Origin of the sequence: Agrococcus baldri, assembly GCA_900114805.1 — a bacterium.
In the GTDB taxonomy this organism is placed as follows: domain Bacteria; phylum Actinomycetota; class Actinomycetes; order Actinomycetales; family Microbacteriaceae; genus Agrococcus; species Agrococcus baldri.
In genome coordinates, this window is sequence record FOZN01000002.1 from 106697 (window position 1) to 123892 (window position 17196).

At 70.2% G+C, this 17196-nt stretch carries 15 protein-coding genes and 3 tRNA genes; 4 read left to right on the top strand and 14 right to left on the bottom strand.

Annotated features, from left to right (window positions below; all coding sequences use genetic code 11):
- Positions 1-10: 10 nt before the first annotated feature.
- From BM288_RS04585 to BM288_RS04610, 6 genes are all read right to left on the bottom strand, one after another.
- Positions 11-1210, bottom strand: coding sequence for a UDP-N-acetylmuramate dehydrogenase (locus BM288_RS04585; RefSeq protein WP_092916420.1), 1200 nt, complete (start codon positions 1208-1210; stop codon positions 11-13).
- Positions 1207-1638, bottom strand: a complete 432-nt coding sequence (locus BM288_RS04590; RefSeq protein ID WP_092916422.1) for a MaoC/PaaZ C-terminal domain-containing protein — start codon at positions 1636-1638, stop codon at positions 1207-1209. The genes BM288_RS04585 and BM288_RS04590 overlap by 4 nt, the downstream gene beginning before the upstream one ends.
- Positions 1635-2084, bottom strand: coding sequence for an FAS1-like dehydratase domain-containing protein (locus BM288_RS04595; RefSeq protein WP_092916424.1), 450 nt, complete (start codon positions 2082-2084; stop codon positions 1635-1637). The genes BM288_RS04590 and BM288_RS04595 overlap by 4 nt, the downstream gene beginning before the upstream one ends.
- Before the next feature lie 9 nt (positions 2085-2093).
- On the bottom strand, positions 2094-3050 hold the full coding sequence (locus tag BM288_RS04600) for a homocysteine S-methyltransferase family protein (RefSeq protein ID WP_092916426.1): 957 nt from the start codon (positions 3048-3050) through the stop codon (positions 2094-2096).
- A 166-nt stretch (positions 3051-3216) separates the two neighbouring features.
- Positions 3217-3290, bottom strand: a tRNA-Met gene (locus BM288_RS04605).
- Positions 3291-3329: 39 nt separating this feature from the next.
- Positions 3330-3401: transfer RNA gene (locus BM288_RS04610), tRNA-Thr, on the bottom strand.
- A gap of 66 nt (positions 3402-3467) precedes the next feature.
- Here BM288_RS04610 and BM288_RS04615 point away from each other — a divergent pair.
- On the top strand, positions 3468-4466 hold the full coding sequence (locus BM288_RS04615; RefSeq protein WP_092916428.1) for an epimerase: 999 nt from the start codon (positions 3468-3470) through the stop codon (positions 4464-4466).
- Positions 4467-4595: 129 nt separating this feature from the next.
- On the opposite strand, the gene BM288_RS04620 is transcribed toward BM288_RS04615, so the two are convergent.
- From BM288_RS04620 to BM288_RS04640, 6 genes are all read right to left on the bottom strand, one after another.
- A complete protein-coding gene (locus BM288_RS04620; RefSeq protein ID WP_092916430.1) occupies positions 4596-6587 on the bottom strand; it encodes a glycoside hydrolase family 13 protein in 1992 nt (663 codons plus the stop codon).
- A gap of 23 nt (positions 6588-6610) precedes the next feature.
- Complete coding sequence (locus BM288_RS14255; RefSeq protein WP_177220254.1) at positions 6611-6739, bottom strand: methionine/alanine import family NSS transporter small subunit; 129 nt, start codon at positions 6737-6739, stop codon at positions 6611-6613.
- Entirely contained in the window at positions 6736-8268 is a 1533-nt protein-coding gene (locus BM288_RS04625) for a sodium-dependent transporter (RefSeq protein ID WP_092916433.1), read from the bottom strand. The genes BM288_RS14255 and BM288_RS04625 overlap by 4 nt, the downstream gene beginning before the upstream one ends.
- Before the next feature lie 75 nt (positions 8269-8343).
- A complete protein-coding gene (locus BM288_RS04630) occupies positions 8344-9198 on the bottom strand; it encodes a sugar ABC transporter permease (protein WP_318255419.1) in 855 nt (284 codons plus the stop codon).
- Positions 9199-9269: 71 nt separating this feature from the next.
- On the bottom strand, positions 9270-10796 hold the full coding sequence (locus tag BM288_RS04635) for an ABC transporter permease subunit (RefSeq protein ID WP_092916437.1): 1527 nt from the start codon (positions 10794-10796) through the stop codon (positions 9270-9272).
- 171 nt (positions 10797-10967) lie between these two features.
- The gene (locus tag BM288_RS04640; protein ID WP_092916439.1) at positions 10968-12230 is read right to left on the bottom strand and encodes a sugar ABC transporter substrate-binding protein; all 1263 of its coding nucleotides are present in this window, start codon (positions 12228-12230) and stop codon (positions 10968-10970) included.
- A 219-nt stretch (positions 12231-12449) separates the two neighbouring features.
- On the opposite strand from BM288_RS04640, the gene BM288_RS04645 reads away from it, so the two are divergent.
- Positions 12450-14102 (top strand): glycoside hydrolase family 13 protein, encoded by a 1653-nt coding sequence (locus BM288_RS04645; RefSeq protein WP_092916441.1) that lies wholly within the window; start codon positions 12450-12452, stop codon positions 14100-14102.
- Positions 14103-14174: 72 nt separating this feature from the next.
- Here BM288_RS04645 and BM288_RS04650 read toward each other — a convergent pair whose 3' ends face one another.
- Complete coding sequence (locus BM288_RS04650) at positions 14175-15296, bottom strand: M23 family metallopeptidase (RefSeq protein ID WP_143103023.1); 1122 nt, start codon at positions 15294-15296, stop codon at positions 14175-14177.
- 270 nt (positions 15297-15566) lie between these two features.
- The gene (locus BM288_RS04655) at positions 15567-16370 is read right to left on the bottom strand and encodes an inositol monophosphatase family protein (protein WP_092916445.1); all 804 of its coding nucleotides are present in this window, start codon (positions 16368-16370) and stop codon (positions 15567-15569) included.
- A gap of 91 nt (positions 16371-16461) precedes the next feature.
- Here BM288_RS04655 and BM288_RS04660 point away from each other — a divergent pair.
- A tRNA-Tyr gene (locus BM288_RS04660) sits at positions 16462-16543 on the top strand.
- A 164-nt stretch (positions 16544-16707) separates the two neighbouring features.
- Entirely contained in the window at positions 16708-17196 is a 489-nt protein-coding gene (locus tag BM288_RS04665) for a YajQ family cyclic di-GMP-binding protein (RefSeq protein ID WP_092916447.1), read from the top strand.

A 17196-nucleotide genomic window follows, 5' to 3' on the forward strand; every position in this document is an offset into this window, starting at 1 on the left:
GCCCTCCTGCTCAGAGCGGCAGGCCGACCAGCACCGGCTCGGGCACCAGGTGCACGCCGAACTGGTTCTCGACCCGCGCCTGCACGAAGCGCGCGAGCTCGGCCACCTGCTCGCCGGTCGCTCCGCCGCGGTTGGTGAGCGCGAGGGTGTGCTTCGACGAGACGGCGGCTCGCGAGCCCGGCAGCGCGAAGCCGCGGGTGACGCCGGAGTGCTCGATGAGCCAGGCGGCCGAGAGCTTCACCTGCGGCACCGGCCGGTCGAGCGAGGGCACGCCCGCGCCGGCGGGAGTGTCGGGGTCGAGCGGCAGCACCGTCGCGGAGGGCTGCGGCGAGACCGACCAGCGCGGCGCATCCACGGGCAGCGCGCTCGCGAAGCGGGCGGAGACGATGGGGTTCGTGAAGAAGGAGCCGGCGCTCACCGAGTCGGGGTCGTCCGAGAGCACCATGCCCTTCGAGCGCCGCAGCTCGAGCACCGAGGCGCGCACATCCTGGAGCGGCACGCGGGTGCCGATCTCGACGCCGAGCGCGGTCGCGAGCTGCTGGTAGGCCACCGGCTGGCTCCGCCCGTCGGGCGTTCGGCGCAGCCGGAGGTCGGCCGAGAGCACGACGCCCCGCAGCACGCCCCGCTTGATCGCCGAGTCGCGGTAGCCGAGCCGCAGCTCCGACGCCGGCACCTCGCGCACCATCAGGTCGCCGCTCGCATCGTCGAGTGTGAGCAGCTCGATGCCGAGCAGCGTCGAGGCGACCTCCTGCCCGTACGCGCCGATGTTCTGGATCGGTGCGGCACCGACCGAGCCGGGGATGCCGCTGAGCGCCTCGAGTCCGGCCAGTCCGTCGGCGACCGTCTGCGCGACCAGCGCATCCCACGACTCCCCGGCCTCGACGCGCAGCACCACCGAGTCGTCGCTCGGCGGCTCCTCCCCGGCAGGGCGATGCGGCCGCTGCGCGGCGGGCAGGGTGCGGATGCCTCGGGTCGCGACCCGCAGGACCGTCCCGTCGAAGGGCTCGGACGAGGCGACGGTGTTCGAGCCGCCGCCGAGCAGCAGGTGCGGCGTGTAGTCGTCGTCGAGGGCGGCGGCGTAGGTGCTCGCGATCTCGTCGCGCGTGGTCGCCTCCACCCAGGTCGCGACCTCGCCGCCGACCTGCATGGTGGTGGCCGCCGCGAGGGTGCGCGGGGTGCTGCGGCTGTCGCTCACTGCGCCCGCCCTCATCGATCGATCGCGACGACGACCTGCGCCTTGCCGAGCACGGTCTGCTCGCCCGCGCTGACGGTCAGGTCGATGCGTGCGGTGCCCTCGCCCAGCTGCCCGACCTTCGCGAGCACGTGCAGGGTCGCACCCGTCTCCTGGTCGACGACCACGGGGCGGGTGAAGCGCACCTGGTAGTCGAGGATGCGCGCGGGGCCGGCCCAGTCGATGACCGGCTGCACGGCGGCGCCCATCGTCAGCATGCCGTGCGCAAGCACGCCCGGAAGCCCGACAGCCGCGGCGACGTCGTCGCGGTAGTGGATGGCGTTGAAGTCGCCCGAGGCGCCGGCGTAGCGCACCAGGCTGTCGCGCGTGAAGCGCAGCTCCCGCTCCGCGACCACCTGGCCGACCTCGAGCTGCGGCTCGAACTGCACCGCCTCGATGCCGCTCATGCCGCCTCCCCCGCGACCACGAGCGACGACGTGGCGGTCACCACGTGGGCGCCCGACGCATCCGTCACCTCGGTCTCGCACGTGACCATGTCGTTGCCGCCGAGCGAGCGCACGCGCGTCACCGTCAGCTGCGCGGTGAGCTCGTCGCCCGCGACGATCGGGCGGGTGGCGGTGAAGCGCTGGTCGCCGTGCACGATGCGCTCGAGCACGATGCCGGCCTCCGGATCGTCGAGCAGCTGGTTCCAGGTGAGCTGCTGGATGACGATCGGGAAGGTGGGCGGCGCGATCACGTCGGCGTGGCCGGCGGCGCGCGCGGCCTCGACGTCGAGGTGCTCGGCGTGCGTGGCCTGCACGGCGCGCGCGAACTCGCGCACCTTCTCGCGCCCGACGAGGTAGGGGGCTGTGGGCGGGTACTGCCTGCCCTGGAGCTCGGGGTTCACTGGCACGCGGACAGTCTAGGCGGGGACGCGCTGCGCGGGCGCGCGCTCCTCCCAGAGGGCCGCGACGTGGCGCGCGTCGGTACCGCAGCAGCCCCCGACGACCGACAGCCGCGGCAGCAGCGGGCGCAGCGCGTCATGCCCGCTGCGCAGCAGCGCGGTGTCGCCGGCGTCGAGGTGCTCGGCCGCGTCGAGCTCTGCGTGGCTCTGGGTCGACGCGTTGTAGCGCACGCTCCCGATCCGGTCTCGCCACGCGCCGCCCTCCTCGAGGGCGCCGTCGACGTGCTCGGGGTGCGCGCAGTTGATCATGTAGTGCAGCACGTGCGCCTCGCGGTCGACGGTGCCGATCGCCTGCGCCAGGGTCGTGCCGTCGCGCATGCGGCCGTCGGTCTCGACGGTGAAGCCGATGACCACGGGCAGTCCGTGGAAGTAGGCCGCGCGCGCGATGCCGATCGCCTCGCCGGGGTCGGTGAGCGTGAAGGCGGTGACGAGGTCGGCACCGGCCTCGGCGAAGGCGCCCACCTGCTGCTCGTGGTAGACCTGCGAGGCACCGGGATCCATCGGCTGCGTCGGCGCGTAGGCGTCGTGGCGCGGGCCGATCGCTCCGCTGACAAGCACGTCGTCGACGTCGTAGGCATCGCGCAGCTGATGCAGCTCTCGCACGGCGTGCACGTTCGCGTCGTAGAGCTGGCGGCGGCTGTCGCCGAGCCGCGCGCCCCAGTCCGGGTTGGCGCGCCAGGTCGGCGTCTCGAGCAGCAGCCCCGTGCCGAAGCGATGCGCGAGCGCCGCGTAGGCGGCGAAGTAGGTCGCCAGCAGCGCCCGGCCGCGCTCGCTGCGCAGCAGCGGGTAGGCGGCGAAGTGCGGCAAGTCGACGTGGTGGTTGAAGATCAGGTCGGTCTCCAGGCCGCCGTCGGTGACGTACGGATGCGTCGGCGTGGGCCAGCCGTGCTCGGCGGGGCGCGTCGCGGTCTCCATGGACATCGTCGTCCTCTTCCTCTGGCGCGGGCCCCACGGCCCGCGATGCGCGAATACTACATCCGTAGTGAACCGAGGTGAAGCCCCCGGATCGCGGCGCATCCAGCGGCCGTCGGCGCCGGCGGGAACGCAGAAGGCCCGACCGAAGCCGGGCCTTCCCTGACGGTAGCGAGGGCGGGGTTCGAACCCGCGACCTCACGATTATGAGTCGTGCGCTCTCACCAACTGAGCTACCCCGCCAGATACGCTCACCCAAGCACGAGGCATCAAGCAAGCGCGAGCCCCGAGCGAGGATTGAACTCGCGACCCCTTCCTTACCATGGAAGTGCTCTACCACTGAGCTATCGGGGCGATGCCGCGTAGGCAACCGAACGATCATAGCATCGGGAGGAACGCCATCGCACACTGGGAGGCAGCATGACCGACGTCGTCATCGCTGGGGCATCGGGCTTCATCGGCAGCCACCTGAGCGCCGCCTTCCGGCAAGAGGGCCGCTCCGTGCGCACCATCGGCAGAGGCCGTGCGGCGGATGCGGTGTGGGGCGATGCAGACGGCCTCACCCGGGTGCTCGACGGCGCAGCACTGCTCATCAACCTGGCAGGCAAGCCGGTGCATGCGCGCTACGACGATGCGTCCAGGAACGAGATCCTGCGCTCACGGGTGGAGACCACGCGCGAGCTCGGCGAAGCAGTCGCCCGCTCGGCCGCTCCCCCGGCGCTCTGGCTGAACCAGTCGACCGCCACCGCCTACTCGCACTCCACCACCCACGCGCACACCGAGGACGACCCCACCGGCCAGCAGGGCTTCTCGGAGGATGTCGCGCGGGCCTGGGAGCGCGAGTTCGAGCTCGCCGATGCGCCGGCGACGCGCAGGGCGGCGATGCGCACGACGATCGCACTGGGGCACGACAGCGAGGCGACCCGGCTGCTGTTCCGGCTTGCGCGGCTGGGGCTCGGCGGGCCGCAGATCGACGGCTGGTGGTTCGCGCACGACCGCTACCGCAGCCTCGCAGCCGACCGCGGCAGCGAGGAGGCGAGGGCGCCCAGTCGCGGGCGCGGCACGCGCGGTCGGCAGCGCTTCTCGTGGATCCACATCGACGACGTGGTGGGCGCGGTGCGGCATATCGAGGCGACGCCCTCGATCACCGGGCCGGTGAACTTCGCAGCGCCGGAGGCGTCGACGAACGCCGAGCTGATGCGGCTGCTGCGGCAGACCGTCGGCATGCCGATCGGCATCCCCGCGCCGCGCTTCGTGCTGGAGCCAGCCACCTGGCTGCTGCGCACCGAGAGCGAGCTGCTGCTCAAGAGCCGCTGGGTCTCGCCCGGGAAGCTGCTGGCGTCGGGCTACGTCTTCCAGCAGCCGCGGCTCGACTGGTCGCTGCGGGACATCTGGGCCAGGATGCGCGCTGGAGCCTAGCTCGCGGTCATCCCGTTCCCCAGACGGGTCATTGGCTGGATACCGCCGATAATCGCGTTGCCGAACCAGGCGCCCGTCTGAACGACGGAGTCTGGGGGGACCTGAGTCTCGATGCGCGCGCCGCGCGCCCTACTCGACCAACGGGTCGGCCGGTTCGGGAAGCACGGTGTCCTTGCTCCAGGCTGCGGTGAGCGTCGGCGCCGCCGGCTCGCCGTGCGACAGCGCGGCGTCCTGCGAGGCGTTCTCGTCCAGCAGCGCCTGCTGCGCGAGCTCCTCGTGGTCGTCGGTGCTCGGCACCTCGACGCCCGGCAGCGACCACGCCGCGAACGCGGGGCCCGCGCCCGTCAGCCGCAGCCCACTGTCGCCGAACAGGCTCACCCCGCCGTCGCCGAAGAGCCGCTCCGGCTCGCCCTCGAGCCACACGTCGCCCTCCTCGAGCACGACGTCGTAGAAGCCGCGGGCGGCGACGCACAGCACGCTCGACTCGGCGCACTCGCGCACCCAGACGAGCACCTCCTCGCCCACGTGCAGCCACCGCATCCCCCCGCCCCGCAGGGCCGGCTGGGCCGCGCGCAGCGCCAGCAGCTCGCGGTAGAGCTCGATCGAGTCGGCATGCTCGGCGAGCGACTCCCACGGCATGGGCGTGCGCGAGTCCTCGCCGTTCACGCCCGTCAGGCCGAGCTCGTCGCCCGCCCACACGACCGGGATGCCCGGCAGCGACACCGCCATGCCGAGCGCCGCCGGCACGGCGCCAGGCAGCGCGTTGGTCGCGAAGCGCGGGGTGTCGTGCGTGTCGAGCGCGTTCATGTTGTGCAGGCGCGTGCGCCACGGGATGCCCGCGATGAACCGCTGGTGCTGCGCGTGCAGGTCGACGCCCGTGTACGAGGGGATGACCGAGCGCGCCATGCCGAGGCCGCCGAACGCCGCGGACCCCGGCACCGACAGCCAGCCCCACACGGGCCGGGTGAAGTTCGCATAGGTCATCGCGCCGTGCCACGCGTCGCCCTGGAAGTCATCCGTCGCGTCGTTGGTCGACTCTCCCAGCAGCAGCGTGTCGGGGTTGATGTCGATCATGGTGCGGCGGATGATCTGCCGCACCTCGGCGTTCAGGTCGTCGGCCTCGTAGCGGCCGGTCATGTTCGCCACGTCGATGCGCCAGCCGTCGAACGAGTAGGGCGGCCGCAGCCACTTGCCGACCACCGAGTCAGGCCCCTCGATGAACCGATCGCGCAGCTCCTGCGAGTTCCAGTTCAGCTTCGGCAGCGAGCCGTGCCCGAGCCAGGCCGCGTAGGTGCCGCCCTCGTGGAAGTAGTAGAAGTCGCGCTCCGGTGCCGTCGCATCGCCCTGCGCCGCCACGAACCACGCGTGCGTGTCACCCGTGTGGTTGCTGGTGAGGTCGCCGAGCACCTTGAGCCCGCGCGCGTGCGCCGCCTCGACCAGCGAGACGAGCGCCTCGTCGCCGCCCAGCAGCGGGTCGACGTGGTCGAAGGTCGAGGCGTTGTAGCGGTGGTTCGAGGCGCCGGGGAAGACCGGGGTCAGGTAGAGCACGGTGGCGCCGAGCTCGACGAGGTGGTCGAGGTGCGCCTCGATGCCCGGCAGGTCGCCGCCGTAGAGCTGCGTCGAGACGCCAGGGCCCGAGCCGATCACCGGCTCGTCCCAGTCGGCTCGCTGTGCCCAGGCAGGGACCGGATGCCTGTCGGCATCCGCAGAGCGCGCGAAGCGATCGGGGAAGACCTGGTAGAGCACCGCATCCGTCGCCCACGCCGGGGGCGGCTCGTGCGCCACGAGCGCGAAGTCGGCGTCGTCGCGGGTCTCGATGCCCTGCACGCCCTCCTGGTTGATCCAGTCGGTGTGGCCGGACTCGTAGTGCACCAGCCAGCGGTAGCGGTGCACCGGGTTCGCGACCCGGATCTCGGCCTCCCACCAGTCGTAGGCACCGACGGAGCCGATGTGCACGGCCTTGTTGAAGAAGGGCTCGCGGTCGGGGTTCGAGCGCACGAGCACCTCGAGCGGGGTGTCGTGGGCGACCGGGATGCGCAGGCGCACCCTGACGGTCTCGCCGAGGGCGGGCGTCAGGGTCGAGACGTGGAGGGCAGAACCGTCGTGGTGGGGCTGGAGCACCCGACCACGCTAGGGCATCCGCGTCACAGGTCGCGCATCGACTCCTGCGGCTCGCGACCCTTGAAGCGCACGATGTTCACGATCGCAGCGCCCAGGCCGCCCCACAGGACCACCATCGCCAGGACCATCATCGCAACGGCGTCGCCGCTCATCGGACCACCTCCTCGTCGCGCTCCGGCGCCTCCATCGGCGTCGACGGCTTCCATCTGGTCAGCGAGAGCAGGATGCCGGCGACGATCGCGGCAGCCGCAACGCCCCAGCCGAACAGCCCGAGCATCCAGGCCGGGTAGCCCTCGTAGGGCACGGTGATCGCGGTGATCGTCTCCTGCACGAGCATGATCACGAGAGCGATCGGCGTGACGAACATCACCAGCACCCGCCACCAGGCGCCCAGCCTGATCGAGCCGTAGCGGCTCATGTGATCGGCGAACCAGGGCACCTTGCGCACACCCCACGCGATGGCGACCATCGCCACCAGGGCAGCGAGCAGGATGCCGAAGCGGTTGATGAAGTAGTCGGCGATGTCGAGCACGTAGACGCCGCTGGTGGTGGAGAACAGCAGGATGCTGATCAGCGCGAGCGGGATGGTGACGATGAGCGTCGCCTGCACGCGGCCGAGCTCGAGCTTGTCGCGCACGGCCGAGATGACCACCTCGAGGATCGAGATCAGCGACGTGAAGCCCGCGAGCACGAGCGAGACGAAGAACAGCACGCCCAGCAGCGCCCCCAGGGGAGCCTGCGAGATGATCGCGGGGAAGGCGACGAACGCGAGGCCGATGCCGTCGGCGACCACGTCGGCGACCGCGAGGCCGGAGGACTGCGCGAGGAAGCCGAGCGCCGAGAAGACGCCGATGCCGCAGAGCAGCTCGAAGCCGGAGTTGGCGAAGCCCACCACGAAGCCCGAGCCGGTCATGTCGACCTTGCGGCCGACGTAGCTGGCATAGGTGATCATGATGCCGAAGCCGACCGAGAGCGAGAAGAAGATCTGACCGAAGGCGCTCGCCCACACCGCCGGGTTCGCGAGCGCTGCCCAGTCGGGTTGGAACAGGGTCTGCAGCCCCTCCATGGCGCCGGGAAGCATGAGCGCCTGGACGACCAGGGCGATGAAGACGATCAGCAGGATCGGGATGAAGATGACGGATGTCGCCCCGACGCCCTTCTGCACCCCGAGGGCCATGATCGCGATGGTGACGATCCACATGATCACCATGGGGATCAGCACCGCGGGCACGAACTGGAGGGTCACGCCCGGATCGCCGGCCTGCAGGAACTCCTGGAACAGGAACGTCTCCGGGTCGTCGCCCCACGCCTGCGTGAAGGAGAAGCCGGTGTACTGGATCGCCCACGCCAGGATCGCGGCGTAGTAGACGGCGATGACGACGCAGATGGCGACCTGCCACCAGCCGATCCACTCGAGCTTGCGCGAGATGCGCGCGAAGGACAGCGGGGCCGAGCCGCGCTGGGAGTGGCCAACGGCGTAGTCGAGCAGCAGCAGCGGGATGCCGGCGACCAGCAGCGCCACCAGGTACGGCAGGATGAACGCCCCGCCGCCGCCCTCGTAGGCGACGTAGGGGAAGCGCCAGATGTTGCCGAGTCCGACCGCCGAGCCGATCGCGGCCATGATGAAGACGGTCTTGTTCGAGAACCGACCCCGGTCGATCGGTGCCTTGGTGACGGTCATCGCCTGCCTGCTTCCTGCCGCGGTGCTCGTGGGACGGCCCCACTTTGCCACAGGCCGCGCCTCTGCGGCAGGTGGTTACTTGACGGCACCGGCGGTGAGCCCGCCGACGATGTACTTCTGCAAGTAGAGGAACAGCGCCATCACCGGGATCGCCGCGATCACGGCGCCGGCCGCGAAGATCGGGTAATTCGAGTTCGTCTCCTCGGAGACGTACCGGAACAGCCCGACCGCGAGAGTGAGCCTGTCGGGGCTGGTCAGCAGCGTCGACGAGATCACGAACTCGCTGGTGGTGCCGATGAACGACAGGAGCCCGACCACGGCAAGGATGGGCGCGACCAGGCGCAGGATGATGGTGAAGAAGATGCGGGCGTGACCGGCGCCGTCGATCTTCGCGGCCTCGTCGATGGAGGCGGGGATGGTGTTGAAGAAGCCGTACATGAGGTACGTGTTCACGCCCAGCGCGCCACCCAGGTAGACCATGATCAGGCCGATGAGGGAGTCGAGGCCGATGAACGGGAAGATGTCGCTGATGCCGCGCATCAGCAGGTAGATGGCGACCACGGCGAGCAGCTGCGGGAACATCTGCACGAGGATGAGGCTCAGCAGCCCGACGCGACGGCCGGTGAAGCGCATCCGGCTGAACGCGTAGGCGGCCAGCGCGCCGAGGAAGACGGTGCCGACGGATGTCGCTATGCCGACGATCATCGTGTTCATGAACCACGCCGCGTACGGCCGGCGGGGGTCGCTGAAGAGGTCGACGTAGTTCTCGAACGAGAGGTTGCGGAACAGCTCGTTCGAGCCGGTGAGCGTGCCGGTGGGGTTCAGCGATGCGCTCAGCACGTAGATGATCGGGAAGGTCGCGAAGATGACCACCGCGATGCCGATCAGATGGCGCCAGCCGAGCTCGCGCGCCCACTTGCGGAAGCTCATCTTGGGCTGGACCACCTTGCGTGGCGCCTGCTCCGGCTCGTCGGTGGCGATGGGATCGATGTCGATGCTCATCAGTTCAGATCCTCCAATGCCTTCGTCTGGCGGAAGGAGATCGCCGAGACGGCGGCCACGATGATGAAGATGATGATCGCGAGCGCGGAGGCCAGGCCGTAGTCGCGCGTGCCCGCCTCGAACGCGGTCTTGTAGACCAGCGTGATCAGCAGATCGGTGTGGCCGACGTTCTCGTCGACCCCTGCCATTCGCGGCCCACCCCTGGTGAGCATGTAGATGATGTTGAAGTTGTTGAAGTTGAAGGCGAACGACGAGATCAGCAGCGGCGCGGTCGAGACCAGCAGCAGCGGGAACTTGATGCGGCCGAAGACCTGGAACCCGTTGGCGCCGTCGACGGTGGCGGCCTCGGTCAGCTCCTCCGGGATCGACTGCAGCGCCCCCATGCAGACCAGGAACATGTAGGGGAAGCCGAGCCAAATGTTCACCAGCAGCACCGAGAACTTGCCCAGCCAGGGCTCGGTGAGCCAGGGGATGTCGGCGGAGCCGAACAGCACCTCGTTGAAGAATCCGAACTCGGTGTTGAACAGGCCGAGCCAGACCAGTGCCGACAGGAACGACGGGAACGCGTACGGGAGGATCGAGAGCACCCGGTAGACCTTCCGCGAGCGCATGCGGGGGTCGTTGAGGGTGAGGGCCAGGAACAGGCCGAGGAAGAACGAGAGCCCGACCGAGAGCACCGCGAAGGCGAAGGTCCAGATCGTCACCCAGATGAGCGCCTCGCCGAACTTCTGATTCTGGAACGGGTAGAGGAAGTTCTCGAAGCCGACGCCGACCTGCCAGCCGGTGCGCAGCACCTGCCCGTCGTCGCTCTGGAACTGCCCCTCGCCCAGGTCGCGGTAGACGGTGCCGCTCACGGTGTCGGTCATCGTGTCGGCGTCCTCGTCGAAGACGTAGGTCGACTGGAAGACGTAGCCGTTCGTCGCATCCGTGGTGCGCAGAAAACCGTCGTTGAGGTCGTCGCTGAGCGGCACCTGCAGCGACGCGATCTCCTGCTGCCGCTGCAGCACGTCCTGCAGCTGCAGGCTGGTCCAGCCATCGACGGCCGTCGCGCGCTGGCCGTCCATCGTGACGGCACCGGGGTCGACGGGCTCGAGCGGCTGCTCGGCGGTGCCGACCAGCACTCGGCCGTCGGGAGCGGTCGCGAGCAGCCCGAGGCCCGGCAGCCCCTCGACGACCTGCACGCGGTAGGCAGGTGAGCCCTCCACGCGCACGGTGTTCTGGGAGATGAGCGCGGCGACCGCGTCATCCTTCGTGGAGTTGTGCCCGTCGCCGTAGTTGGTGAAGGCGATGTACATCGAGTAGCCGATGACGAAGACCTGGAAGAGGGCGAGGAAGATCAGCCCCGGCGTCAGGTACTTCGCCGGCAGCATGCCGGGGTTGAGGTAGATGACGTTGACCAGCAGCGTCGCCAGCGCGACGATCGTGAGCACCAGCCAGTCGCGCTGGAAGAACAGCGCCGTCATCGCGAAGACCGTGACGGCGTCGACGATGGCGAGCAGCAGGATCTTGACGACGAGCACCTTCATGCTCGGCGGCTGATGGTGAATGCCTCGCTTCGGCGCCGTGGGGCGCTCGGCTGCGGACGTCGTCGTCACTCGGTCTCCTCGTAGGCGATCGGACTGCCTGAGCCTCAGGCGGGGTGGGGCAGAGGATGCGGCGGCCGGCCCCGCCAGGAGCCGGCCGCCGGATCATCAGGATCAGCCGTCGAGCGTGCTCTGGATCTTCTCGGCCATCGACGTCCAGGCTGCAGCCGGGTCAGCGGCGTCGCCGCTGATGATCTGCGCCTCGGTCGTGCCCCAGTCGGCCCACAGGGCGTCCATCTCGGGGATGTTCGGCATCGGCACGCCCTCGGCGCCGACGGCGCCGTAGGCGGCGACATCCTCGTTCGACTGCGCAGCCTCGAAGGCCGAGGAGAGCGCGGGCGCGCGCTGACCGGACTCGAAGATGGCCGTCTGCGCCTCGTCGCTGGCGATGTACTCGGTGAGGAACTGCGCCGCGACGATCGGGTTGTTCGCGTACTGCGAGACCATGAAGCCCTGCACACCGACGAACGGGGTGGCGGGCTCGCCACCGGCCGAAGGGATCTCGCTGATCGCGTAGTTCACGCCCGCCTCCTCGAAGGCGGTGAGGTTCCAGGGACCGGTGATCGTGTACGGCGAGGCGCCGTTCGCGAACTGCTCCTTGGCGATGTCCTGCGAGATGTTGAGGTTGATGAGGCCGGATGCGCCCCACTCCGCGAGCGCGCCGGCGAACTCGACGTTGCCCTCGTTGCCGATCTGCAGATCGTCGGGGTTGTAGGAGCCGTCCTCGTTCATGCCGAACACCGGGCCGCCGAACGATGCCTGCATCGGGTACAGGTGGTACGGGTCGGCGTTGTTCGGGTCGATGCCGACCAGCAGCGGGAACTCGGCGTCGCCGGCAGCGACGGCGGCCTCACCGGTGGAGACCAGCTCGTCCCACGTGGCCGGCGCCTCGGGCGCGAGGTCGGTGTTGCGCACCAGCGCGATGTTCTCGATCGAGACGGGCACGCCGTAGACCGAGCCGTTGTAGGTCATGGCCTGGATCGAGACGTCCTCGAAGTCGCCGGCGATGTCGCCGAGCTCGACCGGGGCGATGACACCGTTCTGCACGAGCTTGCCGATCCAGTCGTGCGCGCCCACGACGACGTCGGGGCCCTCGCCGGAGGGGGCCTGGGTCGTCAGATCGTCGCGGATCGCGCCGAAGTCCTTCACGATCACCTCGACGGTGGTGCCCGTCTCCTCCTCGAACGTCGCGACGACGTCCTCGAGCGCATCCGCGCGGTTCTGGTCCATCCAGATGACGAGCTCGCCACCCGCCTGGGGCGCCTCGGACTCGCCGCCGCCCTCCGTGGGTGCGGGCGTGCCGCCGCCCGAGCATGCCGCGAGCGTGAGCGCGAGTGCGCCGACGCCGACCGCCTTCATGAGGCTGCTGTGCTTCATGGTGCCTTCCTTCAGCTGTAGGGGCGCCTCCCCCGACGGGCGTCGGCGGCAAGGCCCGGCTCATAGTGGCCGCAGGGCGCATGCACGCGCAAGTCGCCGCACGACCTGCGCGGCAATCGTTGGCAAGTCGTGACATTCGTGCCGCGCCGCGGCGCCGTGGGCCCGCGGGCCGGACCCTGCCCTGGTGCGCGAGCCAACGCATCCGCATAGCCTGGGCGCATGACTAATCCCTCGACGCAGCCCGTCGCGCCCGAGACCGCCAGCGCCCCCGGCGCCGAGTGGTGGCGCTCCGCCGTCATCTACCAGATCTACCCGCGCTCCTTCGCCGACGCCTCCGGCGACGGCATCGGCGACCTGGCCGGCATCGCCTCGCGCCTGCCGCAGGTGGCCGAGCTGGGCGTCGACGCCATCTGGCTCAGCCCCTTCTACCGCTCGCCGCAGAAGGACGCCGGCTACGACGTGGCCGACTACCGCGACGTCGATCCGCTCTTCGGCACCCTCGACGACTTCGACCGGATGCTCGAGACGGCCCACGGGCTCGGCCTGCGGGTGATCGTCGACCTGGTGCCCAACCACTCCTCCGACCAGCACGAGTGGTTCCAGGAGGCGCTGGCGGCAGGGCCCGGGAGCGACGCCCGCAGGCGCTACATCTTCCGCGAGGGCAAGGGCGCCGACGGCGAGCAGCCGCCGAACAACTGGCAGAGCGTCTTCGGCGGGCCCGCATGGACCCGGGTGGCGGACGGCGAGTGGTACCTGCACCTGTTCGACACCTCGCAGCCCGACTTCGACTGGAACCACCCGGAGGTCGGCGACATGTTCGTCGACGTGCTGCGCTTCTGGCTCGACCGCGGTGTCGACGGCTTCCGCGTCGACGTCGCCCACGGCAACGCGAAGGCCGAGGGGCTGCCCGACGTCGACGAGGAGATGGTGGCCGCCGGCTCGATGGACTCGCCGTACTTCGGCCAGGAGCACGTGCACGAGATCTACCGCCGCTGGCACGAGGTGCTCGAGGAGTACGAAGGCGACCGGGTGCTGTGCGCTGAGGCATGGGTGCAGCCGCTCGAGAAGATGGCCCGCTTCGTGCGGCCCGACGAGATGCACCAGGCGTTCAACTTCGTCTACCTCGAGACGCCGTGGAACGCGAAGCAGCTGCGGCAGGTGATCGACGAGTCGATCGAGGCCTTCGGCGCCGTCGGCGCTCCCCCGACCTGGGTGCTCTCGAACCACGACACCATCCGGCACCGCACCCGCCTGGCACTGGTGCCGCCGCCGCCCCACGGCGCCGGCATCGGGCCGACGTCCGAGTCGAAGGCCGACCCGACGGTGTCGCTGCGGCGCGGCCGCGCGGCGACCGCCCTCATGCTCGCGCTGCCCGGCGGCGCCTACGTCTACCAGGGCGAGGAGCTCGGCCTGCCGGAGGTGACGGCGATCGAGCCCGAGCAGCGGCAGGACCCGACCTTCGCGCGCACGCAGGGCGAGCTGTGGGGCCGCGACGGATGCCGCGTGCCGATCCCGTGGGAGGCCGACGCGCCCGCCTACGGCTTCAGCGGCACCGGCGAGAGCTGGCTGCCGCAACCGCCCGAGTGGGCGGCGCTCGCTCGCGACACGCAGGCGGATGTCGCCGGCTCGACGCTCGAGATGTACCGCCTCGCGCTGCGACTGCGGCGCGAGCTCGCCCTCGGCAGGGGCGAGCTGGAGTGGCTGGATGTCGGCCCGACCGCGCTGGCGTTCCGCAACGGCACCGTGACGGTGGTGGCGAACCTGGGGCACGACGCGGTGGATGTGCCGCGCGGCGAGATCCTGCTGACCTCGTCGCCGCTGGATGCGGCCTCGCTCGCCGCCGACGAGGTGGTGTGGGTCAAGACGAGCTAGGCCCATCGACGCGAGAAGCCCGGCCGAGCGGCCGGGCTTCTTCGCGTCTGGAGGTCTCGCAGTGCTGGAGGCTCAGCGGTACTCGAGGTTCATGTCGCGCGTCTGCAGCCACAGCATCGGGTCGAACGAGACGTAGTCATGGTTCTTGAGCTCGAGGTGCAGGTGGGGGCCCGTCGAGCGGCCCGAGTTGCCGACCTGGCCGATGATGTCGGAGATGTCGACGACCTGGCCGACCTCGACGTTGATCGAGCCGGGCAGCATGTGCGCGTACCAGGACTGCACGAACTGGCCGTCGATGTTGTGGTCGATGAAGACGGCGTAGCCGCCGCCGCCCGGGTTGTTGCCCTGCCAGACGGCCGAGACGACGCCGTTGGCGATCGGGCGCACATCGGTGCCGATGCCCGGCGTCAGGTCGCTGCCGCCGTGGAAGCCGCCCGGCCGGTAGCCGAACTGGCTGGACATGGGCACCTGGTCCATGGTCGGGAAGGGCGTCTGCACGAAGCCCGTGTTGAGCATCTGCCACACCTGCGGGAACGCGGGATCCCCCGTGTAGGAGGCGCCTGGCGTCTCGCCGTCGGCGACCGCCTGGTATGCCGCGCGCTCGCCGGTCGACATCCGGGCGGCGGCGACCTGGTCGTTCACCACGATGTCGTCGCGAGCGAAGTAGCTGGTGGTCTCCGCCGACACGCTCTCGAGCGTCTGCACGTCGTGGATCTGCGCGACCTCGGGATCGATGCCCGCGGCGGGCTGCACGGCCTGCGCGGGCAGCGAGGTGACGACCACGAGCGAGCCGATGAACAGCAGCGCGCCGCCGGCCGTGATCTTCTGCGCGATGCGCCGCACGCTGCGGGTGGGCCTCGAGGGCGGCGCCGTCGGCAGCTGCCGCACGACGCGGGGCGCGAAGGGTCGAGCCGGTCGAACGCCGGGCACGCTGTCGCCGCCGTTGCCGAGCGAGGGCGCGTCGACGGTGATGATCGGGGCCGTGTAGGTCTGCTCGGCGACGTTGACCGTCAGGTCGCGGGCGACGCGGGTCGCGGCCTCCCGCATCGCGCGGCGGCTCGTGTACAGCGGGGCAGAGCCCTGCACGACGGAGACTCGCTCGGCGGCGCGCGCCTCGCTCGCGGTGAGCGCGATCGCCTCAGCGGCACGCTCACGATCGCGCAGCTGCCGGCGCGTGGGGATCGGTGCATTCACGGGTCGTGCGGCGTCCACAGCAGACGAGCGCAGTGCTCGTCGAGTGGGGTGAGTCACGCTTCGGCCGTCCTACAGATCTGGGTGGAATGGGACCGGACATCGCTCCAACGGGCGAGTGGCGGCCTTGCCGTGTTCGATATTCGCATGAACCGGCAGTCAGGCGCAAAGGACGCGCTGGGGGCGCCACTTCGCGATGTCCGACAGTCGAATATAACGGAATGATAACGGTGTCGCAAGGGCTGCGCTCTTGCGGGTGGACGCAGCGGCCGACTACACCTCGTGCGGGCGCAGCGGCGCGAGCAGCGCAGCCAGCTCGTCGGCGAGCGCCGGCGCTGCTGCGAGCAGGAAGTCGCTGCTGGCGGGGCCGCCATCCCAGCCGCGCACGCGGCCGCCCGCCTCCTCCACCAGCAGCGCGCCGGCCGCCATGTCCCACGGCTGCAGGCCGCGCTCGAAGTACCCGTTCAGCCTGCCGCTCGCGACGAACGCGAGATCGAGCGCCGCCGAGCCGATCCGGCGGATGTCGCGCACCGAGCCGATCAGCCCCTGCACCACGGCGGCCTGCCGCTCACGGCGCTGCGCGTCGTACCCGAACCCTGTGCCCACCAGTGCGACCTCGGCGGGCACCGCATCCGCCACCCTGATCTCGCGTCCGTCCTGCATGGCACCGGCGCCGCGCTGCGCCTCGTACAGCGAGCCGGTCGCCGCGTCGACGACCGCGCCCGAGATGGCGCGCCAGGTCTTCGGGTCCGGATCGCCCTCCACCAGCGCGATCGAGACCGCGTAGGCGGGGATGTCGTAGAGGTAGTTGACCGTGCCGTCGATCGGGTCGATCACCCAGGTGAGCCCGGAGGTGCCCGAGATGCTGGTGCCCTCCTCGCCGAGGATGCCGTCGTCGGGACGGGCGGTGCGGATGCGCTCGACCACGAGCCGCTCGACCTCGCGGTCGGCCTCGGTGACGATGTCGACCAGGCTCGACTTGCTGGCGGCGATCGTGACGCCGGCCTCGCGGCGGCTCCTGGCGAGGGTGGCGGCGTCGACGGCGAGGCCGACGAGCAGGTCGTGGAGCTCGCTCATGCCTCGAATCTATCCCCGCGCAGCGACGGCCGCTGAGATCGTCTGACGTGCTTCGTGCCATGTATGCTGGACGACGGCCATGCCTGGCCACGGCGAGTTACCCAAGCGGCCAAAGGGATCTGACTGTAAATCAGACGGCTCAGCCTTCGGGGGTTCGAATCCCTCACTCGCCACGTTCCGAAGCCCCGCCACCGAGCGGGGCTTCGTCGTTCGCGCAGCGACCCCGATCGCGGACCGGTTCCGGATCCGGGGACCCGCTGGAACGGGACCCCGGATCTCGGAGGGGTCCAGCGCCCGGAGATCGGCGGCTCGCGGTGAGGATGCGTAGGATCGGGGCATGGCAGATTCCTCGTTCGATGTGGTCAGCAAGGTCGACAAGATGGAGGCGGAGAACGCCGTCAACCAGGCGCGCAAGGAGGTCGAGCAGCGCTACGACTTCAAGGGCGTCGGTGCCGACGTCTCCTGGAGCGGCGACAAGGTGCTGCTGAAGGCGACCTCGGAGGAGCGCGTGAAGGCGGTGCTCGACGTCGTCCAGACGAAGTTCATCAAGCGCGGCATCGAGCTCAAGATGCTCGAGCAGGGCGACCCCTACCCCTCGGGCAAGGAGTTCCGCATCGAGATCGGCCTGAAGGACGGCATCTCGACCGAGGACGGCAAGAAGGTCACGAAGCTCATCCGCGAGCAGGGGCCGAAGTCGGTCAAGAGCCAGATCCAGGGCGATGAGGTGCGCGTGAGCTCGAAGAGCCGCGACGACCTGCAGGCCACGATCCAGCTGCTCAAGGGTGGCGACTTCGACATCGATCTGCAGTTCCTCAACTTCCGCTGA